The sequence below is a fragment of the Dokdonella sp. GW821-FHT11D02 genome (genome assembly GCF_058808595.1).
The window spans coordinates 789579-813099 of record NZ_CM179520.1; the positions used below are offsets into that span (position 1 = coordinate 789579).

Below are 23521 nucleotides of genomic sequence, written 5' to 3' on the forward strand. Positions count from 1 at the left end.
GTTTTCGCTTTCCACGGAGCTTTAACGATGAGTATCGAAGATCTGGAAGAGACCGCTCAGGCCCTGGTCGCACCGGGCAAGGGCATCATCGCGATCGACGAATCGACCGCCACCATCAAGAAGCGCTTCGACTCGGTCGGCGTGCCCAACACCGAGGAAAACCGGCGCGCCTACCGCGAGATGCTGCTGACCACGCCCAAGCTCGGCGAGCACATTTCCGGCGCGATCCTGTACGACGAAACGATCCGCCAGTCGACCAAGGCCGGCGTGCCCTTCACCAAGATCATGCTCGACGCCGGCGTGTTGCCGGGCATCAAGGTCGACATGGGTCCGAAGGCCCTGGCCGGCTTCCCGGGCGAACTGGTCACCGAAGGCCTCGACGGCCTGCGCGAACGCCTCGCCGAGTACGTCAAGCTCGGTGCCAAGTTCGCCAAGTGGCGCGCGGTCATCACGATCGGCGAAGACACGCCGAGCGGCACCTGCATCGAAGCCAACTCGCACGCACTGGCGCGCTACGCCGCGCTGTGCCAGGAAGCGGGCATCGTGCCGATGGTCGAGCCGGAAGTGCTGATGGACGGCAGCCACGACCTCGACGTTTCCTACGAAGTCACCGAAGCGACCCTGCGCTCGCTGTTCGGCGCGCTGTACGAGCAGAACGTGCTGCTCGAAGGCACCATCCTGAAGGCCAGCATGGTCATCCCGGGCAAGGACTGTCCGGATCAGGTCGACATCGAAGACGTCGCCGAAGCCACCGTGCGCTGCCTCAAGGCGGCGGTACCGGCCTCGCTGCCGGGCGTGGTGTTCCTCTCCGGCGGCCAGAGCGACGAGCAGGCGACCGCGCATCTGAACGCGATGAACCAGATGGGCCCGCACCCCTGGCCGCTGTCGTTCTCCTACGGCCGCGCCATGCAGACCGCCGCGCTGACGCTGTGGGGCAAGGACATGCAGGCGAACTTCGCCGAGGCGCAGAAGACGGTCGCCCTGCGCGCTCGCCAGAACGGCCTGGCGGCGTTGGGGCAGTGGAAGAAAGTCGCCTGAGCTCCGACAGCACGCAAGCTTGAGTGAAGAACGGGCGCCGATGGCGCCCGTTTTCTTTTGCGGAATCGCGCGATCCGGCGCTGCTTCGGCGCTTCAGCGCCTGCGTTTTTCACAGCCGGCGGAAGCCTCAGCCGAGACCGCCGTTCGCTCCGGTCGTCTCGAATTTGCTCGCCTCTGTCCAGCCCTCGGAACCCTCGAAATGCGGTCACACAGGGCAGCGCGCTGACGGCCTTTTAGCCGGCACAAACGTATGTACGAATCCACCGGTCGAACCATGACTTTTGGCATGGTTGTGATCGCGCGCCGCGTCGGCTAAACACACCGACGCGATCGCCGGGGACACAAGGCGATCACAATCGAGAACCCGTTCGCATTTGGCTTGGTGGGGCGCCGGGTTTCCGCTGGTCGTTTCAATCTCCTGGGAATTCAACATGTCGAAAACCACGAAACACGGCGCCGGCCGGCGTGGGCCTAGCGCATTGTCGCTGGCTTCGTCGCTCGCAGCGCTGACGTTCCTCGCCGGCGTGGGGCCGGCGACGGCAACGACGTCTTTGCCGACGCCGGCCGCGACCGAAGCATCCGTTTCGGTCGAGCAGGCGGTCAGCCGCGCTCTGGCCGCGGGTGAGACGCCGGCCGTACTGGTCAAGTTCCGCGGCAAGGCGGATCTGTCCGCCGCGTACGGCATCGCCGATCGCGACGCGCGCGCAACCTTCGTCTACGAGACGCTGCGCGACTTCTCCGCCACGCGCCAGAACAAGACCTTGCAGACGCTGAGCTCGCAGTTCAGCCTCAGCCAGTCCGCTCACGAATACACGGTGCTGTGGATCGACAACAGCATCGCGATCGCGCGCCTGTCGGCGCCGATGCTCAACTCGCTGCAGGCCGATCCGAACATCGAATCGGTGCGCACGCAGAAAGAAATTCCGCTGCCGGTCGAGCCGGTGGTCGAGGCCGCGCCGGAGCCCAATGACGCGGTGTCGAGCCTGGCGCACATCAAGGTGCCGGACGTGTGGGCGCTCGGCCACAAAGGTGCCGGCGTCGTCGTCGCCAACATCGACGCCGGCGTGCGTTACACGCACGAGGCGCTGGTCGGCAAGTACCGCGGCAATCTCGGCGGCGGCAACTTCCAGCACAACTTCAACTGGTACGACCCCTACAACCATTCCGCCGCGCCGCGCTCCAGCGACAAGCACGGCACCCACACCATGGGCACCATGGTCGGCGACGGCGGCACCGCCACCACGCAGATCGGCGCGGCGCCGGATGCGAAGTGGGCGGCCTGCATCGGCTTCGGCGCTCCGGGCGCCGGCGCGACCGACGCCGGTCTGATCGAGTGCGGCCAGTGGACTCTGGCGCCGTATCCGACCAGCGGTACCGGCACGCCCGATCCGACCAAGCACGTCGACATCGTCAACAACTCCTGGGGCGACTGCGGCCGCACCTACGACAACTGGTACGAAAACGTCATCGACGGCTGGATCGCCGCCGGCATCGTGCCGGTGTTCTCCAACGGCAATGCGTCCAACTGCGGCTACCCCAACAATCCGCCGCTGAACACGGTCGGCAATCCGGGCCGTTCGGGCAAGGTGCTCGGCATCGGTTCGACCGGCACCACCAACGGCCTGTACGCGTCGCACTCGAACAAGGGTACGACCGACAATCCCAACCCGGGCCTGCCGAACTACCCCGATCCGCGCGGCTTCGCCAACTTGAAGCCGAACGTGGTCGCGCCGGGCGTGAACATCCGCTCGTCGGGCATCGTCAACGACTCGACCTACTACAACGAAACCGGCACCTCGATGTCCTCGCCCACCGCAGCCGGCGTGATCGCGCTGATGTGGAGCGCGGCCGACTGTCTGCGCGGCGACTTCGCCACCACCGGCACCTTGCTGATGAGCACGGCGATTGCGGTACCGGTCGCCACCAACAGTCCGTCGGACGGCCCGGGCAACGTGCCCAACCAGGCCACCGGCTGGGGCGAGATCGATGCGCTGGCCGCGGTCAACGCGGCGATCGCGCATTGCAACACCGCCGCACCGCCGAGCGCGTCGAAGAGCTTCTCGCCGATCACCATCGCCAACGGCGGCACCAGCACGCTGACCATCGTGCTCGGCAACAACAACGCGACCGAGGCGACCCTGACCGCGGCGCTGACCGACACGTTGCCGGCCAATCTGGTCGTCGCCGCGACGCCGGCCGCCAGCACCACCTGCACCGGCGGCACGCTGACGGCGGCAGCCGGTTCGGGTTCGGTCAGCCTCAGCGCCGGCGCGAAGATTCCCGATCTCTCCCACAGCGGCGCCTGCACGATCACGGTCCCGGTGACCTCGACCGTCAACGGCAGCTATGAGAACGTGATCGCGGCCGGCGCCTTGCAGACCGACCTCGCCAACAGCACGGCCGAAACGCGCGCCACGCTGACGGTCAATGCCAGCGGCTTGAATCCGCCGGCGGTGTCGAAGGAATTCGCTCCGGCCAATGTCTCGGCAGGCGCGGTCAGCACGCTGACCATCACGCTGTTCAACAGCAATCCCGGCGCGGCACTGACGCTGACCGGCGACCTCACCGACACCTTCCCGAGCGGTCTGGTCGTGGCGGCGGCGCCGAATGCGTCGACCACCTGCGGCGGTGCGGTCACGGCGGCTGCCGGTAGCGGCTCGGTCACTCTGGCCGCGAGCGGCTCGACCATTCCGGCTGCGGACGATTGCACGATCAAGGTCGACGTCACCGCCGCGAACGGCGGCAGCTACCCCAACACGATCCCGGTCGGTGCCCTGCAGACCAACGCAGGCGCGAACGATCAGGCCGGCAGCGCGACGCTGACGGTCGCCGCCGGCGGCGGTCTGGTCTGCTCCAACCCGATCAATCACACGATCGCGACCGATCTCGACGGCAGCTACTTCGGCTGGGTTTCCGGGCAGGTCTCCGACGACTCGTTCACCGGTTGGAACTTCAACCCCTACGGCACCGGCGGCAACTTCTCGTTCTACTGGGGCGGTAGCTCGACCGGCAACGCCGGCGTCTCCGCTACGTCGGAACAGACCGACTGGCGCGTGCTGCAGAACGGCGATGTGGTCGGCCCGAGCTCGACGTTCTCCTCGGCCATCGGCCGCGCGACGAACTGGAACGCCACCGTCAACGGCTACCTCGGCTTCAAGTTCAACTGCACCGCCGGCACCTGCTACGGCTATGCGCACCTGAATGCGACCGGCAGCACCGGCTTCCCGGCGACTCTGATCGACTACTGCTACGACAGCAGCGGCGCTCCGATCACCGTGGTCGGTGGCGGCGGCGGTACGCCGACGATCGCGGTGACGCCGTCGCCGCTGGCGATCACCGTCGACGCGGGCGCCACCCAGAGCAGTCCGCTGACGGTGAAGAACACCGGCGGCGGTACGCTGACCTACTCGATTTCCGAAGCAGCCGCGGCACGACCCGTCGTGCGCCCGGCGCGTAAGGAAAAGCTCGAGCAGAGAGAGTTTGCGCGATCGTCGCGTCAGCTCTCGATCAGCCGGCCGCTCACCCCGCCGGTCGAGTTCGGTGATTTGACCATTTCGCAAATGCAGGACAACACGCCGGTGGCGCAGTCGGGCATCTCCTGTCCGGGAGCTCCGACGAGCTGGTGGCGCCGCTTCTACTTCAGCGAGCATCCTGCGGTCGGCGCGAACGCGAACGTGCAGAGCGTGACGATCTCGTCGGAGACGTCCTCCGGTGCGACGGTGCCGTTGACGATCAATCTCTACACGCTCGCGCATTCGACGGCGGTCGATACGATTCCGACGGCCGCGCTCACCTTGATCGGCACCGCCAACGGGACGATCAGCGGCGAGCTCACCACCATCACCGTTCCGGTCACCGGCACGATCGACGATACCGTCGGCAAAGACCTGGTGGTGGAGTGGCACACCGACAATCCGGATGCCGTCAACTTCTTCCCGGGCGCGAACGCGACCCCGGAAACGCATCCGACCTTCCTGTCGGCGGAAACCTGCGGCAACGCCGAGCCCGCACCGGCTTCCGAAGTCGGCCCGGGCTTCCCGGACTTCCATCTGGTGATGGTGGTCACGCTCGGCGAAGGCGGCGGTCCGGTCGGTTGCGAAAACCCCTCCGACGTACCGTGGCTCAGCGTGTCGCCGGCGAGCGGTTCGCTGGCGGGCGGCGCTTCGGCCGATTCGACCGTGACGGTGAATGCCGCCACGCTCGCAGCCGGCAGCTATTCGGCCAACGTCTGCGTGACCAGCAACGACACTGTGAATCCGCTGGTCAGCGTGCCGGTCAACGTGACGGTAAGCCCGGTCACGGTGCCGCCGTGCAGCGCGTCGGACAAGATCTTCTGCGACGGCTTCGAGATCGTGGACACGAGCAATCCGAACGTCCACGACAGCGGCGTCATCAACCTGGACATTCCCGACACGTTCGATGGCGTCTACCTGAACTGGCCTGACGGCAGCCACTGCACCGACGGTGCCTGCGGCGGCAACATCAACGCCTACTCGGTCGGCGGCCCCGGCGGCCAGCAGGATCCGCTCGACCTGCACTTCTTCTGGCCGAACGCGGCCGGCGGTAACGAGGGTGGCGTGGGCAGCGCGGCGAACAGCCGCTACACGATCCTGGCCTCGGGTGCGACGGTCGGACCGAGTTCGGAGTTCATCACGGCGGCGGGTGATCCGCCGGCGGACATGAGCAACTGGATGGCCGGTGCCGACGGCTACCTCGGCTTCAAGTTCGACTGCACCGGCCCCGCCTCCGGCGTGTGCTATGGCTATGCGCACCTGACCACAACCGCGCCGCATGGCTTCCCGGCGACGGTCGTGCGCTACTGGTACGACACCTCGGGCGCGGCGATCACGATTCCGTAATCGCAAGCGTAGAGGCGACAACTCAAAGGCCTCCCTTCGGGGAGGCCTTTTTTTATGGGCAACGGTGCAAGCGGCAAGTGACTTCGGAGCCAATCAAAGCCGGCGGCGTGGCGGCGAGCGAATCTCGCTGCATCGACGCTCGCTCAACCCAAATCGTCGGCCTCGACCCGATCGAGCGCTTCGTCGACGACCGGCTCGAGTTCCTCGCGCAGATGCAAGCGCGCCAGCGCATGCAGGCCGTCGACGGTGTCGGCCGCGTCGGGATCGAAATCGTCGTCGTCGAGCAGGGCGGCGAGCAAGCTGAAGTAGCTCTCGTCGGCGCTGCCGGCGGCGTCGAGCAAGAGCGCCGGTAAGGACCAGCTGCGCGTGTCGAGATGGCGCGTGTGTGTGCTCGCATTGTCCAGCAGCAACCACGGGACTGGCTGCTGCATCGCGTCGCGTCCGTCGTCGAAGCCGAGCTGGGCGTACACCGGCGCGAGATCGGGCAGATGGTCGCCGTAGAACAAGAGCAGGGTGCGGCGCTGCCGCTGCAGCAGCGCGTCGGCGAGACGGCCGAGTTCGTGGTCGGCGTCATCGAGCAAGTACAGATAATTGCCGAACCATTCGCGTGCGCCGGCATCCAGCGGCTGCGGCATCGGCAGCGCCGACAGACGCTGCGGATCGAGGCCGGGGCGCCAGTCGTACGGGCCGTGGTTTTCCATGCTGACCGCGAACAGGAATTGCGGCGGGCCATCGTCGGCGAGCTCGGCCAGGATGCGCTCGGTCAGTGCGGCGTCGGCAGTGAACAGGCCGACGATGGCGGCGCCGTCGAACGCGGCTCCGTCGGCGAAGCGTTCGAAGCCGAGCGCTTGGTAGGCGCGCGTGCGGTTCCAGAACGCGCCGGCGTTCGGATGGATGGCGAGCGTGCGATAGCCTTGCGCGGCGAACGTGCGCGCGAGACCGGGATAGCGCTCGCCGTCCAGCTCCAGCCAGGGGTACTGGATGCCGCCGAGGCTGGCCAGCGGCGCGCCGGTCAACACCTCGAACTCGGTGCGGATGGTGCCGCCGGCGTAGGTCGGCACGCGCAGCTCCCCATAAGTCGCGCGCTGCGCGAGGCGGTGGTACTCGCGCAGATAGCGTCCGCTGAGCACGCCGCGCAGGCGCGCCGGATCGAACAAGGATTCGCTTTGCACGACGACGATGTCGGGCCGCTCGCCGGGCGACGCGGCCAGCGCATTGCGCAGCGTCGGCGCGTGCCGCCGCAGCAGCGCCAGCGCCGCCTCGCGATCGGCGGCCGGCACGCCGTTGCCGCCGATTTCCCAGTGATAGACCAAGAGGCTTCCGATCAGGCCGGTGCGCAGCGCGCTTTCGGTCAGCGCCCAAGGCTGGAACGCGAGTTCGGTCGATTGGTAGAGCCGCCGCCACGGCGTCGAGCCGGCGACGAGGCCGACGCCGGCGAGCAGGGTGGCGGCAGCGAGCAAGGGCGCGCGCCAGCCGGCCAGCAGGGTCAGCCGTCGTTCGCGCCACAGCGCATAGGAGAGCGCCAGCGCAGCGACGAGCAGTGTCAGCTGCCCGTAGTCCCAACGCAGATACTGCGAGAACAGGCGCAAGGCCGGGCCCGGCTCGGCCAGGAAACGCAGATCGGCCGGCAGCAGCGGCATCTGCAGGCGGCCGAGCTTGGCACCGTTGGCCATGTGCAGGGCGCCGATCGCCAGCAGCACCAGCCAGCACGGCAGCAGCGCGCGACGCGTCAGCGCGAGCAGGAGCCCGAACGCGGTCAGCGCCGGCAGCGCGTTCAAGGCCAGCCGCAGCACGATGTCGTGCTGCGGCAGCGCGTACAAATCGATGCCGGGGTCGAGCTGGCCGACCGCGAACAGGATCGCCAGCACGGCGGCGAACAGGCGCGCGAATTCGCCGCTACGGCGGCGGGGTGGCGGGGAAAGGTCGGCGACGGTCTTCATGACGAACCGATGACGATGCCACGGCGCGCGCGTCGCTGCATGAACCGCGCGTCATGCGGCGGCGGAGCATCGCCGCGTCGCGCTTCCCATCACCGCGTGGCCGTGGCACCGTAGCTGCGAGCAGCGGGGGCAACGGGTGGCTGAAATCACCGAACTCATCGGTCGGGCGCGCGGCGGCGACCAGGCGGCGTGCGAGCGCGTGTTCGCCCTGCTGTATGACGAGCTGCATCGCCTCGCCGCCGGCCGGCGCCACGACCTCGACGCCCCCGGCACCACCTCGCTGGTGCACGAAACCTATCTGAAGATCGCTCGTCACGGCGTGCTCGCGGTCAACGATCGCAGCCACTTCTTCGCCGTCGCCGCGCGTGCGATGCGCCAGATCGCGGTCGATCATGCGCGCGCGCGCTCCGCCCAGCGCCGCGGCGGCGGTGCCGCGTTCGCGCCGCTGGAGACCACCGCGCTGCAAGCGGTGGCGCAGATGCGCAGCGACGAAGTGCTCGCGCTCGACGCCGCACTCGATCGTCTCGCCATAGTCGATGCCACACTCGCCGCGCTGGTCGAGATGCGTTTCTACGCCGGACTCGAACTGTCCGAAATCGCCCTCGTGCAAGAACGCTCGGAACGCTCGCTCAAGCGCGACTGGCGCCGCGCGCGCGCCTTCCTCTTGCGCGAGATCGAAGGAGACGCTCAATGAGCGCCGCGCGCTGGGACGAGGTCGGCCGCCTGTTCGACGAGTTGTGCGAACTCGCAGCGGCCGCGCGCGCCGAACGGCTGGCCGAGATCGCGCGCACCGACCGCGAACTCGCCGACGAACTGCGCGCCTTGCTCGCCGCCGACGATCGCGCCGACGACTTGCTCGAAGGCGGTGCCTTGGCCGCCTTGCCCGAGCTCGGTGCCGGCGCCGCGCCGGCCGATCGCCGTGCCGGCGCGTATCGCCTGCTGCGCCCGCTCGGCGAAGGCGGCATGGGCGTGGTCTGGCTCGGCGAGCGCGTCGACGGCGCCTACGAGCAGCAGGTCGCGGTGAAGCTGATTAAGCGCGGCATGGACACGCAGGCGATCCTGCGGCGGTTCCTGCAAGAGCGGCGCATCTTGGCGCGCCTGCGCCACCCGCACATCGTGCGCCTGCTCGACGGCGGCGTCGCCGCGGACGGCCGTCCGTTCTACGTCATGGACCGCGTCGACGGCGAGCCGATCACGCAGCACGCGGCGCGGCAGCGGCTCGATCCGGCCGCGCGCGTGCGCCTGTTGCTGCAAGTGACCGACGCGGTCGCGCATGCGCACGCGCAGCTGGTGGTGCATCGCGACTTGAAACCCTCGAACGTGCTGGTCGATGCGAGCGGCTCTGCCCACGTGCTCGACTTCGGCATCGCCAAGTTGCTCGAAGACAGCGGTGAGGCCGCCGTCACCGGTACCGCGCAGCGCGTGCTGTCGCCGGCCTATGCCGCGCCGGAGCAGATCCTCGGCGAGCCGGTCGGCACCGCCGCCGACGTCTACACGCTCGGGCTGATGCTGTGCGAACTCCTGGTCGGCGAACTGCCGCTGCGGCGCCACGCGGCCAGTCCGCAGCAGCTCGCACGCGACGCGGCCGAAGAAAGCGCCGAGCGCGTCAGCACGCTCGCCGCGCGCCTGCCGCGCGAACGCCTGGCGCAGCTGTATGGAGACGAGGTCGATCGCGCGCGCCTGCTGCGCCGCCTCGCCGGTGACCTCGACGTGATCGTCGCGACCGCCACCCAGCGCGATCCGCTGCGCCGCTATCCGACCGCGGCGGCGTTCGCCGACGATCTGCAACGCTGGCTCGACGGCCGGCCGATCCGTGCGCGCGCCGATTCACGCAGCTATCGCCTGCGCAAGTTCGTGCGCCGTCATCGTGTCGGCGTCGCCGCCACCGCGCTGATCGCGCTCGCCCTGGTCGGCGGACTCGGCGCGGCGCTGTGGCAGGCGCGCCTCGCGCGCGAACAGGCGCAGCGCGCCGACCTCGAACGCGCGCACGCCGAACGCCAACTGGCGCGCGCCGAACGCGTCAAACAGTTCGTGCTGACCCTGTTCCGCGAACAAGACCCGGTCGCGCGCGCGAAAGTGCAGGCGCGCTCGGCGCCGGAGCTGATCCGCGACGGCATCGCGCAGATCGACGCCGGCTTCGGGCGGCAGCCCGATCTGCAAGCCGAACTGCTGCGCGATCTGGGTGAGATCCAGCTCGGCCTCGACGAGCGCAAGGCGGCGCAGGAAACCTTGCGTCGCGCGTGGGAATTGCAGACGCGCCTGAGCGGCGAGGGCAGCGCGGACAGCGCCGAGGCCTTGGCCGCCTATGCCGACGCGATCTACGCCGGCGGCGACACAGTCGAGGCGGGCAAGTTGCTGCGCAAAGCGGTCGAGCGCCTGCGCAGCACGCGCGGCGCCGACGACGTCAAGACCGCGAAGGCCGAAGCCAGCCTGGCCACGATCGAGATGATCCAGTCGCGCTACGCCGATGCCGAACGCCTGGCCGCGCATGCGGTCGCGGTGTATCGCGCACGATTCGGCGCTGACGACAGCGAAGTGGCGCAGCGGCTTTTGACGCTCGGCGTGGTGCAGCAGGAAGCCGCGCGCTACGCCGATGCGCTCAGCAGCTACGGCGAAGCGCTGCGCATCACCAGCGCGACGCAAGGCGCGGAGCACGTGCGCACGGTGTCCTTGCGCACGCGCATCGCCGACGTGCTGCGCGTGCAACGTCGTTACGACGAGGCGCTGCCGCACTACGAGACCGCCTTGCGCATCGAGCGCGCGCAGCTGCCGGCCGGCCACACGCTGATCGCCGGCACCTTGCTGCGCCTGGGCGATCTGCAACGCCGCATGCGGCGCTACGACGAGGCCGAACGTTCGCTCGCCGAGGCGGTGACGATCCTGGCGGCGACGCCGTCGGGGCAGTACGCGCAAGCCTTGCAGTTCCAGGCCGTGCTCGCGCGCGCGCAAGGCCGCCACGAGCTCGCCGTGCGCCGCTATCGCGCCTCGATCGACGCGTTTCGCGCTGCCACCCGCGACAGCGCCTACACCTGGCTGACCGCGTTCTCCTGCGTCGAAACTCTGGCCGAGGCCGGCCGTTACGCCGAGGCCGATGCGCTCGCGGCCGAAGCGGCGGCGGGACTGGCGCGCCTGCCGCAGCAAGACCCTTACGCCAAGACCTATGCCGCCAGCGTCAACGGCGCGCTGCGGCACGCGCAGGGACGTTTCGACGAAGCGATCGCGGCGCGCCGCGCTGCGCTCGCCGGACTCGTCACGATCTATGGCGAACCGCATGCCGAGGTCGCGCAGGCGCGCATCGCGCTCGCCGACAGTCTGGTCGCGACGCATGCGCTACCGGCACGCGACGAAGCGGCGCCGTTGCTGCAGCAGGCGCAGACCGCGCTCGAGGCCAGCGCCGACGAAGAACGCGCGCGCATGCTCGGCGGCTTGTACCTGACGCGCGCGCGGCTGCGCGTCGATGCCGGCGATGCGGCCTCGGCGCGCACCGATCTCACGCAGGCGCTGGCGCGGCTCGATGCGCCGGCGGACGCCGGCCGCCGGCGCGACGCGCAGGTGCTGCTCGCGCGGCTCGATACCGCGTCGTCGCTATCTCAGTCGAAGCCGTCGGCGAACAAAGCGTCGTCGGCGCCGAGCTCGACCGCGCCGACGTCGCAGCCGCCGCCGAACGGGCGCCGATAACCGCGCTGATCGCGCTCGAGGCACTGCGGTCCGCTGGCGCGATCGATCGCGACGCTGTCCTCGTCCGGCGGCATCGTCGGCGTGGCGCCGCCGTAGTCGCCCAAGTCCGACAAGGCCAGCGCAGCGGCGCTGACGTCGACGCGATTGCTTGCGCTGTCCAAGCCGCAGCCGTGCGCGGGACTTTCGATGTTGCCGGCGTTGTTCTGCAGCACGCCGGCGTCCATGCGGCAGCTGCCGGCGAGGATGCTGTTGGAGACGTCGACCGTGATTGTGCTGCCGCGTCCGCCGAGCGCGCTGCCCTCGATGCCGTCGGGCAGCGCCGCCGGCGCGGCGATCGTCACCTGGCTCAGGATCAGGCGCGCGCCGGCCGTGTTGTTGCGATAGCCGATCGCAGCGCCGCGCGCGCCGTCGGCGGCGGCACCGACACTGAAACTGTTGCCGGCGAACGTGCTGTTGCGGATGCGCAGCTCGGCATCGTCTTCGACCAGCACCGCGCCGCCGGCGTTGCCGTCGACCAGGTTGTCGATGAAGCTCGATCCCTGCACCACCCATTGCGCGCCGTTGGCGGCACGCAGCGCGCGCCGCTGGTTGCCGCGGAATTCGCTGTCTTCGATCAAGACGTCGGTCGGTGCGAGGGAGATGACCGGATCGGCGTTGTCGAGATAGCGCACGCGGCGAAGCGTGGTGTCGGTCGAGATGCTCACGACGCTGTGGGTGATGGTGCTGTCTTCGAACACGATCGTGCCGCCTTGCAGCGAGATGTTGCTGGCGAGCACGGGCTCGGGGTCGAGATCGCCGTCGATGGTGCTGTGCTGGAGCAGCAGGCTCATGCTCGAGCCCTGTTGCGGAATCACGTAGAGATTGAACAGCTTGCTGCGCACGATCGTGCAGCTGCCGCTGAGCGTGTTGCAGCGGAAGGTGTCGCGGAACTCGCTGTCGTACACCTGCACGTCGACGGTATCGCCGCTGAAGGACACTTGGCCGCTGTCGACCGGCACCAGTACGTCGTGCAGGACGGCGTGCCGGGCGGACAGCACGCTGATGCCGCTCGACACCAGACGCAAACCGCGCAAGGTCAGCGGCTGCCGCGGCGGCGTGCCCGAAGTGAACACGATCGCATCGGTGGCGATCTCGGTCTGCGCCGAGCCCGCGCCGACGACTTCGATGCCTTGGCGCGCGACCGGCAGCTCGCCGCGCACCAGGGTATAGCGGCCGGTGCCGAGCACGATGCGATCGGACGGACCGAACTCGTCGTTCAAGCCCGCGGCCTGCGCGGCTTCGCGCAGCGAACAGCTTTGCGGCGTGCAAGTGGACGGCAGCGGGTCGTCGAAGCGCGTGACGAGGTAGGTCTCGGCGCGCGCGCCGGAACCGAACAACACGAGCGCGAGCAGGATGCAGCGGGTGGCGGTGTTCATCACGATCTCCCGGGAGAATGGCGCCGCGTCGAATCGGCGCCGTACGCATCTGCCCACGCGAAAGCGCGTCGCTGCGGGCCAGGCCTCGCAGCGAGCGCTCACGGTTGCGGCGGCAGCGCGACCAGCCGCTTGCCGGAGACGTCCCAGTCGCCGCCGTCGCGCGACAACAGGATCGCGCCGCGCTGGCTCCAGCCGACGCCGTCGCGCGCTTCGATCGCGAGCGCGGCGTCGTCGCCGAGCTGGTAGCCGCCGAGCACCTTCACCTCGCGCAGCATGCGCAGCGACTGCACGCGCAGCTTGTTGCGGCGCGGCTCCAGCGCGATCGGCTTGCCGTCGTAGCCGCGGTCGGAAAACATCAGCTGGGCGATGCGCCCGCCGGCATGCATCGCGCGGTCGGGATCGTGCGCGTCGACCGCCGCCGCCATCGCGCGCGTCTGCCGCAGCAAGGCCGCGCCGGCCTCGCCGCCATCGGCCGGCAAGCGCGTTGCGGCCTGCGCCCAATCGGTGCGCCGCGTCTGCGTCGCGCTGTCGTAGATGCCGTCGGCGAGCATCGAGGCGAGTTCTTGTTCGGCGCTGCGCGCGCGCCGGCGCGCGAGTTCGGTCGCACCGATACGCATCGAGACGATGCGGTAGTCGGCGCCGGTTTTGGCGTACGGCATTTTCAGCGTGCCCGAGCCGGAGCCGTCGACCGCCTTGCTGACGACTTCGATCACGCCGTCGACGCGCGGCGCTTCGGCGCCTTCCTGGCGCGCCTGTTCGGCGATTTGCGCGCGGAATTCGTCGTCGAGCGGCGCCGGCGCGACCGTGCATTTCGCCTCGCCGGCGCATTCGCGCACCTGGTCGTAGTAGAAGAACTGCAGCTCGCCCGGCGCGGCGGCGAAATCGACCAGCGTTCCGGCGGCCTCGAAGTCGCCGCGATCGAACGCCTGTTGCAAGGCTTGCGCGAGCCGCGCCGGGGTCGAGGCGGCGTTGCCGCAGGCACACAAGAAGCAGGAAAGGCAGGCGGCCTTCGCGGCCAGCACGAATTTCATCGACGGTCTCCTCGCGGATGGGCCAGCGCAGGCTGGCGGGGCGCGGCGCGCCCTCGTTGCGATCCACGGTCAAAGGCGGCGCGTGGGGCCAGCCCGGTTGGCGATCGGTCGCCGGTACCCGACAATCGCCGCATGCTTGCCCAAGCCAACTGGCCGCGCGCGACCGCCGCCTTCCTCAACGAGCGCCTGTCGCGGCTGGAACATGCTTGCCGCGAAGCCGGCGTGCCGTTCTATGACGACGCCGGTGTCGACGATCATCTGCAACGCGTGCTGTTGGCGAGCGACTTCGCCTACGAGAGCTTCCTGCGCGATCCGCGCCTGCTCGGCCCGGAATTCCTGCAGCTGATGAGCGATCCGCGCCACGCCGATGCGCGCGCCGGCATGCTGAGCGAGCTGCACGACGAGGAACTGCGCGCGGAACTGCGCCACTTCCGCCGGCGCGAGGCGCTGCGCCTGATCTGGCGCGACGTCAACGGCGCCGACGCGGTCGAGACCACGCTGGCCGGCGCCTCGGTGCTGGCCGAGGCCTGCATCGAAGCGGCCTTGCGCGGCGCCGAGCGCCAGGTCGCGGCGCGTCACGGCGTCGTGCGCGACGGCAGCGGCCAAGCGCAGCGGCTGGTCGTGTTCGCGCTCGGCAAGCTCGGCGGCGGCGAGCTGAATTTCTCTTCCGACATCGACGTCGTGTTCGCCTACGCGGAAGCCGGCGACAGCGACGGCGCGCGCTCGCTCGACGCCGGCGCCTACTACGCGCGCATCGGCCAGGTGCTGGTGGCCTTGCTCGCCGAGCGCGACGCCGACGGTTACGTCTACCGCGTCGACCTGCGCTTGCGCCCGTTCGGCAGCGCCGGCCGCGTGGCGCTGTCGTTCGCCGCGATGGAGCAGTACTTCCAGCGCGAGGGACGCGACTGGGAGCGCTACGCCTGGATCAAGGCGCGGCCGGTCGCCGGCGATCGCGGCGCCGGCGCGCGCATGCTCGATGCGCTGCGGCCGTTCGTGTTCCGCCGCTATCTCGATTACGGCGCGTTCGCCGGCCTGCGCGAAATGAAAGCGCTGATCGACGCCGAAGTCGCGCGCAAGGACCTGGCCGATCATCTCAAGCTCGGCCCGGGCGGCATCCGCGAGATCGAATTCATCGTGCAGCTGGTGCAGCTGATCCGCGGTGGCCGCGAACCGACCTTGCGCGCGCGCGGCTTGCTGCCGGCGCTGTCGGCCAGCGAGCAGCTCGGTTTCATCCCGGCGGCGCGCGCGCAGAAGTTGCGCGCGGCGTATCGCTTCCTGCGCCGGCTCGAGAACCGCGTGCAGATGTTCGCCGACCAGCAGACGCACGAGATCCCGGCCGACGGCGCGATCCGCGAGCGCCTCGCGCTCGCGCTCGACCGCGCGGACTGGCCGACGCTGGCGCGCGAACTGGATGCGCATCGCAGCGCCGTGGCGGAGGAATTCGGCGCGCTGATGGCGGTCGAGGCGCGCAGCGCCGCGCAGCAGACGCAAGCGCAGTGGACCGAACTCTGGCGCGAGTTCGCGCACGGTGACGGCGTCGACGCGCGCGCGCTGGCGAAGGCCGGCTTCGAGCCGCCGCAGGAAGCGGCCACCGAGCTCGAAGCCCTGCTCGGCAGCGCCGCGCTGCGCAACATGTCGGCGCGTTCGCGCGAGCGCCTCGATCACGTGATGCCGGCGTTGTTCGCCGTCGCCGCGGCACAAGCGGAGCCGGTGCGCTGCCTGACGCGCCTGTTGCGCTTGGCGCAGGCGGTCGCGCGCCGATCGGTGTATTTGGCCTTGCTCGACGAGCAGCCGGCGGCGCTGAAGCGCCTCAGCGGTGTGTTCTCCGCCAGCGCCTTCCTGGCCGATCGCGTGATCGCGCATCCGCTTCTGCTCGACGATCTGTTCGACGATCGCGTCGACCAGGCTGCACCGACGCGGCGCGACGTCGAAGACGAACTCGCTCGCCGGCTCGCCGCACTGGTCGAAGCCGATCCCGAAGCCGAGATCGAGCTGATCCAGGAAGTGCGCCAATCGGCGTTGTTCCGCATCGGCCTGGCTTTTCTCGGCCGGCGCCTGGATGCGGTCGCCTGCGCGCGCGCGCTGAGCGAAGTGGCCGAGGTCGTGCTGGCCGCGGTGCTGCGCGTCGCCGAACGCGACCTCGTCGCCGCGCACGGTCGTCTGGGCGAGCGCGCGCACGAAGGGTGCGGGCTCGCGGTCGTCGCCTACGGCAGCTTCGGCGGCGCCGAACTCGGTTTCGGTTCCGACCTCGATCTGGTGTTTCTCTACGACGGCGAATTCGCGCAAGGCGAATCCGACGGCGTGCGTCCGCTCGACGGCCAGCGCTACTACGCGCGCCTGGCGCAACGCATCGTGCACCTGCTCGGCGTGTTGACGCGCGCCGGGCGCTTGTACGAAGTCGACGTGCGCCTGCGCCCGGACGGCAGCAAGGGCATGCTGGTGCTCAGCCTCGCCGCCTACGAGGCGTATCAGCGCGAACGCGCCTGGACCTGGGAGCTGCAAGCGCTGGTGCGCGCGCGCGCGATCGCCGGCGACGTCGCGCTGGCGCGCCGCTTCGCCCAGTTCCGCGAGGACCTGCTCGCCGCTCCGCGCAGCGCCGACAGTGTGCGCGCCGACGTGGTCGCGATGCGCGCGCGCTGGCGCGCCGAGCGCGATCGTTCCGATGCGCAGCAGTTCGATCTCAAGCAAGGTTCCGGCGGTCTGGTCGACATCGAGTTCTTGTTGCAAGCCTTGGTGCTGACCTATGCGGACCGGCATCCGGAACTGCGTGCGAGCGGCAATTCCGCTGCGCTGATCGCCTTGCTCGCGCAGGCCGGACTGCTCGATGCGGCCGAGGCCGATGCGCTCACGCGCGCGCATGCGGGTCTGCTCGACCGCGCGATTCGCTGCACGCTCGATGGGCGCTCGCGCATGGTCGCGCGCGGCGACGAGGTCGAGCGAGATGCGGCGGTGGTGCGCGCCGTGGCGCTGCGCTTGGGTTTCGCCTAGAGCCGCGCAAGCGTTCAAGAGCGGGACGTCGCGCGAAGTCCGTGCAGCGAGAAGCTTCCAATTGCCTCCGCTTGACAGGCGCTAACATTTCTATGATTCTAGAAATATGAAATCAATTGACGCTCTTGCCGCTCTGAACGCGCTCGCCCACGAGCACCGCCTGACTCTGTACCGCTTGCTGGTCCAGGCGGGTGACGAAGGTTTGGCTGTCGGTGAACTCGGCGAGGCGACCGGACTCGCCGGCGCGACGCTGACCAATCATCTGCACATCCTGCGTCGTGCCGATCTCGTCCGCGACGAACGCCGCGGACGCGTCATCCAGTGCCGCGCGAACTATCCGACGATGAACGCATTGCTCGGATTTCTGACCGAGAACTGCTGCGCGGGATCGCCGTCTGCGGTCGCCTGCGCGCCGCTCGCTGCCTGCAAACCCGCTCGGAGAAAGTCATGAAACGCTTCCACGTCCATGTGAACGTCGACGCTCTCGACGCCAGCATCCGCTTCTACTCGACCCTGTTCGGCACGGCTCCGACCGTGCTCAAGCCCGACTACGCGAAATGGATGCTCGACGATCCGCGCCTCAATTTCGCGATCTCGCGGCGCGATCGCGCCGCCGGGGTCGATCATCTCGGCCTGCAAGCGGACGATGCCGCCGAACTCGAAGCGATCGGTCGGCGCTTGCATGCCGCCGACGCGATCTCGCTGGCGGAGAAAGCCACGGTCTGCTGCTACGCGCGTTCGGACAAATTCTGGGCCGACGATCCGCAGGGTGTGCGCTGGGAGAGTTTCCACAGCCTCGGCGAGGCGACGACCTACTCCGGCGCGCCGCAGGCGCTGCCGTCATCCGCTCGCGCGTCCTCGACCTGCTGCGAGCCGGCCGCTTCCTCGACGTGCGGCTCCGGCGCCGCCGACGCTTGCGCTTGAGGCTTATATGACCGCGTACAACGTATTGTTCCTGTGCACCGGCAACTCGGCGCGCAGCGTGATGGCCGAAGCGATGCTCAACGTGCTCGGCGAAGGGCGCTTCAAGGCCTACAGCGCCGGCAGTTTTCCGGCCGGCAAGGTGCAGCCGATCGCCGCCGAGCTGGCGCAAACCTTCGGCTATGCCGAGACACTGCGCAGCAAGAGCTGGGACGAATTCGCCGATGCGGACGCGCCGTCGATGGACTTCGTCATCACCGTCTGCGACAACGCCGCCGGCGAAGTGTGTCCGATCTGGCCGGGCCAACCCGTGACCGCGCATTGGGGTGTGCCCGATCCGGCCGCGGTCGAGGGCAGCGACGACGATCGTCGCCGCGCTTTTCAGCAAGCCTGGATGAGGCTGCGTCAGCGCATCGATCTGTTCCTGGCTTTGCCGCTCGACAAGCTCGATCGCCTGTCGCGGCAGGCGCAGCTGCGCGACATCGGCAGGTCTTCGTGAGCGCCGAAGCCGGTGCGATCGCCGCCGCGCCGGCCCGATTGGGCTTCTTCTCGCGCTATTTGAGCTTGTGGGTGGTGTTGTGCATCGTCGTCGGCATCGCTCTCGGTCACGCGTTTCCGGCCGCGCTGGCGTGGCTCGCGACGATTGAACTGCAGCAGATCAATCTGCCGGTCGCGGTGCTGGTCTGGCTGATGATCGTGCCGATGCTGCTGAAGGTCGATTTCACGCAGATCGGTGAGGTGCGCAAACAGGTCCGCGGCATCGGCATCACCTTGTTCGTCAACTGGGCGATCAAACCGTTCTCGATGGCGCTGCTCGGCTGGTTGTTCGTGCGCCACGTGTTCGCCCCTTGGCTGCCGGCGGCGCAGCACGACGCCTACATCGCCGGCTTGGTTCTGCTCGCAGCGGCGCCGTGCACGGCGATGGTGTTCGTGTGGTCGCGCCTGTGCGGCGGCGAGCCGAACTTCACCGTGACCCAGGTCGCGCTGAACGATCTGATCATGATCGTCGCGTTCGCGCCGATCGTCGGCGTGCTGCTCGGTGTCGCCTCGATCCAGGTGCCTTGGGGCACGCTGCTGTTGTCGGTGAAGATCTACATCGTCGTTCCGGTAGTCGTCGCGCAGCTGTGGCGGCGACGGCTGTTGCATCAAGGCGTCGCCGCGCTCGAACGCGTGCTGACTCGGATCGATCCTTGGTCGACGGCGGCGCTGCTCGCTACGCTGGTCTTGCTGTTCGGCTTCCAGGGCGAAGCGATTCTGGCGCAGCCCGCGGTGATCGCGCTCCTGGCCGTGCCGATCCTGATCCAGGTCTATCTCAATGCCGCGATTGCCTACGGGTTGAGCCGCCGGTTGAAAGTGCCGTTCTGCATCGCAGGTCCTGCCGCGCTGATCGGCGCGAGCAATTTCTTCGAGCTTGCCGTGGCGGCCGCGATCAGCCTGTTCGGGCTGCGCTCCGGCGCCGCGCTGGCGACCGTGGTCGGCGTGCTGGTGGAAGTGCCGGTCATGCTGTCGATCGTGCATCTGCTCAATCGCAGCCGGCGCTGGTACGAAGCCGGTGCCTCGCGGAACGTCGCGCAGGCTTAGGCGATCTCAAAGCCGTCGAGGCGCGGGCGATCAGGCTGACGGCGTAGAACGTCACCGATAACTTCAGCAGGCTCATCCGGCCTTCGCGAGACACGCATTGCGCGTGTCGACTCGAGACGAACAGCTTTACGGCCGAGCCCGTGAAGACTGAATGATTTGAATAGTCCGTTCAATTCTTCGCTCGATAACGACTCTGTACGCTTCATTGCCGGGCTGCTGAATGTCCCCGGTCTCCCATCCACTCTCCGTGCTCGGCCGTTCGCGCTGAGGGGGAAGCTGTTGCTTAAAAAAGGGATGCACATACGGCACCCATCGGTGCTTTCGATAAAAAACTGATGCTGTACGAAGGAGGGGTATTCATGAAGTGCTTGAAATACCGGTTGCTTCGATGCTGCTGGTCGGCGATTACGCGATCTCCGTTGCGGGGCTCGATGATCGCCTTTGGGTTCGCGGCCGTATCCGTTCTCGCCGGATCGCTGTTCCTGCGCGACCAAGCTTTCGCGCACGGTGTCGAGGCGGATTCCCGCGCAGTTGCCGTTTCCGCCGCGGCGAACTCGCCGGCGAATACGGAACTCGGACTGACGGTCGGGCTGACGCTGAACGGCGACGGCACGACCTGCGGTTCGGCGACTTCGCTGGTCGCTCAACTCGGCGACACCATCGATTTTTGCTACACCGTGACGAACCACTCGGCGACCGCGCTCGCCTACAGCACGCTCGAAGACAGCGTCGACGGCGTCGTTTTCGAGAGTCAGCCGACACCGATCCCGATCGGCGGCACCTACGTCTACCATCGTCGAATCGTCGCCACGCAGAGCCAGACGTACACGGCGACTTGGCGCGCGCAGGATCGGCTGGAGGGTTATCAGTTCGACGATCAGGCAACGACACCGTTCGTCGATATTCGCAGTACGGGCGAGCCTGTTCCTATGGACTCAGAGCGCAACTTTGCATCGATCGAGTTGCCGTTCCCCTTCACACTCTATGAAATAACTGCGCGGCGGCTCTGTATATCGAGCTATGGCGCTCTTTTCCTCGATGTGGAGGAGTGCGGAATTCCGATTTATTCGGTTAGCCTGCCGTTCGATTTTCTCACCCAAAATGGAATTGCCGGTCCCGCTATTCTGCCGCAGTGGGTGTTTTTGCAAGCCGGCGAGCGCGGCGTCTACTGGGAGGTTCGTGGTGAGGTGGGCCGGCGCGAACTCATCGTCCAATGGAATCTGCCGCGCTTCTACGACGAGCCCACGCCGCTGGCCTCGAACTTCGAGGCGATTCTGCGCGAGAACGGCACCTTGTCGTTCGTCTACGACAGCTTGACCTATGGCGCGAGCACGGAATTGGACAATGCCGCCAACGCCACGATCGGCGTGCAGAGCGCGGCGGGCGCGAATCAGATCGCCAATCAGTACTCCTACCGGACGCCCTTGCCGCGACTGCCACCGATGGCGATCGACCTGACGCTGGTGACGACACCCATCCAATTGACGGCACAGGCCTCGGTTTCGGCGGCCATCGTTACGGCCAGGATGAACGTGACCCCCAAGACGATCGCCCGGTCGGTGCCTTCCGGCAGCAGCACGGCGGTCGCGGCCGATGTGACGATCGCCAATCAAGGTGACGGCGACCTGCATTGGTTCGTCGGTGAGGCGCCCAACGCGCGCGCTCATTTCCCACGTTCCGCACGCAACGACCTGACCCCGATCCGCGCGGACCACGCGAAGCGATCGAGCGGGGTCGCCGATCGAAGCGCTCCGCCGACGCTGCGGACGACCGCCGATTCGGTGAGCACGTTGCCGCCCCTGCGCGCGTATGCGTTTCGCGGATTTCCGTGGCGCACCGACTACGTCTGGCTGAATCTCAACGAGCCGGCGACGGTGCATGCGATCGCCGACTTCGCGCCGGCGGACATAAATGCTCGCGGCGGGGCGTTCGCGGATCGCGACGTCGGCAAGCAGTACTTCGTGGACTTCGTCAGCAATGAGCTGAAAACCATCTCGACCGCGTCCGGCGAAACGATCTCGCTGGGTACTATAACCGGCAATGACGGTGCGACCTTCACGGATCTCACGCAGGATCCTAGCGACGGTACGCTCTACGCATCGGCTCGTTCCAACTCGTTGATGGCCGACTATCTCTATAAGCTCGATCCGAATACGCTCGTATCGACCTTGGTCGGCCAATTTCAACCGCCGCCGGGCCCTGAATATTCCGGGGAAATTCTTGCGATCGCGTTCAGTCCGGAAGGACTGATGTACGGCATCGATGCGGTCCAAGGGGCGATGCCGTATCTGGTCGCGGTCGACAAGACCACGGCCGAATACACTGGGATCGGGCCGTTAGGGGGGAGCCAGCAAGCCCTAGAATTTTCCATGGATTTCGACGCCAGGACGGGAGTGCTCCATCTGCTGCGCGGCGAGGGAACGGCTCCGCCGACCCGCAAGACGGACATCGGAACCATCGACCGGACGTCGGGGGTTTATACGGTTAGCGGGCAAGCTTCCCGCATGGTCCTCGCCGACCTCGCGATCGACAGCACCGGTTGCACGCAGCCGAGCGACGTACCGTGGCTGTCGATGACGCCGGGCAGCGGCAGCGTGGCAGTCGGCGATGCGCCGGCCACGATCGCCTTGACCTTCGATCCCAGCGGTCTCGCCGACGGCTTGTACCGGGCCAGCGTCTGCCTCAACAGCAACGATCCGCGGCAGCGGACGGTCGCGGTCGAAATCGAATTCGCCGTGGGCATTGTGCCTGCGACGGCCTCGGTGTCGCCGACGATGCTCAGCGTCGACGTACCCGCCAATCAATCGACGACGCGGTCCCTCACCATCGGCAATGAAGGCGCACTCGGTAGCCTTCTCGACTACGAAGTCACGGAAGCCTCGGACTCGTGCGGTTCGCCGTCGTCCGTCGGCTGGCTGGGTGCGGCTCCAGTGTCGGGAAGCGGCATCGCGCCGGAAGCGTCCGCGACGGTGGAGGCAATGTTCGACAGCGCCGGCCTTGCCGTGGGCACCTACACGGCGAGATTGTGCGTTTCGACGAACGATCCCGCGAATCCGACGATCGAGATTCCCGTCGTGATGAACGTACACGGAGATCGAATCTTCCAAGACGGTTTCGACTCGATCGCATCACTGTCGCTGTCGCAGACCAGCGACGCGACGCCGATACAATCCAATTCGATTTACTGTGGCACTGTGTCGGCATCGGCAGAAGCGCACTACTGGCGGCGCTATGTCCTGAGCGAATACGGTTTGCCGGCTTCGATCGAGATAGAGAGCGTCGACGTGTCCATCGAACTGACGATCGGCGCGCCCGAACTGACCGTGACGCTCTACACCACGCCCAACACCGTTGCCGCGGACACCATCGAGCCTTTGCAGCTGGTTCGCATCGGCCAAGCCACGGCCGCAGCGCCAAGGGACGCATCTTTGACGAATATGAACATACCGGTCGCCGGCACGGTGGCGGTGACGGCGGAGAGCGATCTCGTGGTCGAGGTGTCCAACGTCGATGAGGCCGGCAATGGCCAGCTGTTCGTGATCGGCTCGACGCCGGCGCCTGAGACGCATCCGAGCTTCCTCAGTGCGCACGACTGCGGGGTGACGGTTCCCACGCCGTTGTCGGCTCTCGGCCGTCCGAACATGCATGTGATCGAGGCCGTGCACCTTCGTTGAGAAGAAACGGGCCCAGCGAAGTACGTCTACACCGTGCTTCGCTGGACTCGTGCGTGCCACCCTTTGAACAGTCGGTCGCTCGCGCGCCGTCAGTCTCGGTGGGTTCAGCGAACGAACTCGATCAAAAGCCGCGTCCACAGAACCGCCAGCACCACGTTGCTCACGGCGAACACGCTCATGCGATGCAGGTGCAAGAGGCTGCGCATGATCCGCAGCCCGGCGTAGGACCAGCGAGCGCGAGCGCGGCGGAATCCGTGAGACGCGCATCGCGCGTGTCGACTCGAGACGAACAGCTTTACGGCCGGGCCCGTGAAGACTGAATGATTTGAATAGTCCGTTCAATTCTTCGCTCGATAGCGACTCTGTACGCTTCATTGCCGGGCTGCTGAATGTCCC

At 67.9% G+C, this 23521-nt stretch carries 13 protein-coding genes; 10 read left to right on the top strand and 3 right to left on the bottom strand.

Annotated features, from left to right (window positions below):
• Positions 1-27: 27 nt before the first annotated feature.
• Together AC3QL3_RS03195 and AC3QL3_RS03200 are read left to right on the top strand one after the other, a co-directional pair.
• A complete protein-coding gene (locus AC3QL3_RS03195) occupies positions 28-1038 on the top strand; it encodes a class I fructose-bisphosphate aldolase (protein ID WP_492896850.1) in 1011 nt (336 codons plus the stop codon).
• 431 nt (positions 1039-1469) lie between these two features.
• Complete coding sequence (locus AC3QL3_RS03200) at positions 1470-5897, top strand: DUF7933 domain-containing protein (protein ID WP_492896851.1); 4428 nt, start codon at positions 1470-1472, stop codon at positions 5895-5897.
• 143 nt (positions 5898-6040) lie between these two features.
• Here AC3QL3_RS03200 and AC3QL3_RS03205 read toward each other — a convergent pair whose 3' ends face one another.
• Positions 6041-7837, bottom strand: coding sequence for an LTA synthase family protein (locus AC3QL3_RS03205; RefSeq protein WP_492896852.1), 1797 nt, complete (start codon positions 7835-7837; stop codon positions 6041-6043).
• A 136-nt stretch (positions 7838-7973) separates the two neighbouring features.
• Here AC3QL3_RS03205 and AC3QL3_RS03210 point away from each other — a divergent pair, with 136 nt between their 5' ends.
• Together AC3QL3_RS03210 and AC3QL3_RS03215 are read left to right on the top strand one after the other, a co-directional pair.
• Entirely contained in the window at positions 7974-8531 is a 558-nt protein-coding gene (locus AC3QL3_RS03210) for an ECF-type sigma factor (protein ID WP_492896853.1), read from the top strand.
• Complete coding sequence (locus AC3QL3_RS03215; protein WP_492896854.1) at positions 8528-11515, top strand: serine/threonine-protein kinase; 2988 nt, start codon at positions 8528-8530, stop codon at positions 11513-11515. Before AC3QL3_RS03210 ends, AC3QL3_RS03215 begins: the two co-directional genes overlap by 4 nt.
• Here AC3QL3_RS03215 and AC3QL3_RS03220 read toward each other — a convergent pair.
• Positions 11428-12930, bottom strand: coding sequence for a choice-of-anchor Q domain-containing protein (locus tag AC3QL3_RS03220; RefSeq protein WP_492896855.1), 1503 nt, complete (start codon positions 12928-12930; stop codon positions 11428-11430). The genes AC3QL3_RS03215 and AC3QL3_RS03220 overlap by 88 nt on opposite strands.
• Before the next feature lie 98 nt (positions 12931-13028).
• Positions 13029-13961, bottom strand: coding sequence for a hypothetical protein (locus AC3QL3_RS03225; protein WP_492896856.1), 933 nt, complete (start codon positions 13959-13961; stop codon positions 13029-13031).
• Positions 13962-14093: 132 nt separating this feature from the next.
• On the opposite strand from AC3QL3_RS03225, the gene glnE reads away from it, so the two are divergent.
• The 6 genes from glnE to AC3QL3_RS03255 all read left to right on the top strand — a co-directional run bounded on the left by glnE (position 14094) and on the right by AC3QL3_RS03255 (position 23125).
• Positions 14094-16949 (top strand): bifunctional [glutamate--ammonia ligase]-adenylyl-L-tyrosine phosphorylase/[glutamate--ammonia-ligase] adenylyltransferase, encoded by a 2856-nt coding sequence (glnE, locus tag AC3QL3_RS03230; RefSeq protein ID WP_492896857.1) that lies wholly within the window; start codon positions 14094-14096, stop codon positions 16947-16949.
• A gap of 106 nt (positions 16950-17055) precedes the next feature.
• The gene (locus AC3QL3_RS03235; RefSeq protein ID WP_492896858.1) at positions 17056-17400 is read left to right on the top strand and encodes an ArsR/SmtB family transcription factor; all 345 of its coding nucleotides are present in this window, start codon (positions 17056-17058) and stop codon (positions 17398-17400) included.
• Positions 17397-17873, top strand: coding sequence for an ArsI/CadI family heavy metal resistance metalloenzyme (locus AC3QL3_RS03240; protein ID WP_492896859.1), 477 nt, complete (start codon positions 17397-17399; stop codon positions 17871-17873). The genes AC3QL3_RS03235 and AC3QL3_RS03240 overlap by 4 nt, the downstream gene beginning before the upstream one ends.
• 7 nt (positions 17874-17880) lie before the next feature.
• Positions 17881-18369, top strand: a complete 489-nt coding sequence (locus AC3QL3_RS03245) for an arsenate reductase ArsC (RefSeq protein WP_492896861.1) — start codon at positions 17881-17883, stop codon at positions 18367-18369.
• Between the two features lie 38 nt (positions 18370-18407).
• Positions 18408-19451 (top strand): ACR3 family arsenite efflux transporter, encoded by a 1044-nt coding sequence (gene arsB, locus AC3QL3_RS03250; RefSeq protein ID WP_492898842.1) that lies wholly within the window; start codon positions 18408-18410, stop codon positions 19449-19451.
• Between the two features lie 359 nt (positions 19452-19810).
• Positions 19811-23125 (top strand): hypothetical protein, encoded by a 3315-nt coding sequence (locus tag AC3QL3_RS03255; protein WP_492896862.1) that lies wholly within the window; start codon positions 19811-19813, stop codon positions 23123-23125.
• The last annotated feature ends 396 nt before the right edge of the window (positions 23126-23521 follow it).

Coding starts and splice junctions, on each gene's coding strand:
- AC3QL3_RS03235 (WP_492896858.1), top strand. CDS start 17,056: ATGAAATCAATTGACGCTCTTGCCGCTCTGAACGCGCTCGCCCACGAG.
- AC3QL3_RS03215 (WP_492896854.1), top strand. CDS start 8,528: ATGAGCGCCGCGCGCTGGGACGAGGTCGGCCGCCTGTTCGACGAGTTG.
- glnE (WP_492896857.1), top strand. CDS start 14,094: ATGCTTGCCCAAGCCAACTGGCCGCGCGCGACCGCCGCCTTCCTCAAC.
- AC3QL3_RS03205 (WP_492896852.1), bottom strand. CDS start 7,837: ATGAAGACCGTCGCCGACCTTTCCCCGCCACCCCGCCGCCGTAGCGGC.
- AC3QL3_RS03240 (WP_492896859.1), top strand. CDS start 17,397: ATGAAACGCTTCCACGTCCATGTGAACGTCGACGCTCTCGACGCCAGC.
- AC3QL3_RS03225 (WP_492896856.1), bottom strand. CDS start 13,961: ATGAAATTCGTGCTGGCCGCGAAGGCCGCCTGCCTTTCCTGCTTCTTG.
- AC3QL3_RS03200 (WP_492896851.1), top strand. CDS start 1,470: ATGTCGAAAACCACGAAACACGGCGCCGGCCGGCGTGGGCCTAGCGCA.
- AC3QL3_RS03255 (WP_492896862.1), top strand. CDS start 19,811: ATGAAGTGCTTGAAATACCGGTTGCTTCGATGCTGCTGGTCGGCGATT.
- AC3QL3_RS03245 (WP_492896861.1), top strand. CDS start 17,881: ATGACCGCGTACAACGTATTGTTCCTGTGCACCGGCAACTCGGCGCGC.
- AC3QL3_RS03220 (WP_492896855.1), bottom strand. CDS start 12,930: ATGAACACCGCCACCCGCTGCATCCTGCTCGCGCTCGTGTTGTTCGGT.
- AC3QL3_RS03195 (WP_492896850.1), top strand. CDS start 28: ATGAGTATCGAAGATCTGGAAGAGACCGCTCAGGCCCTGGTCGCACCG.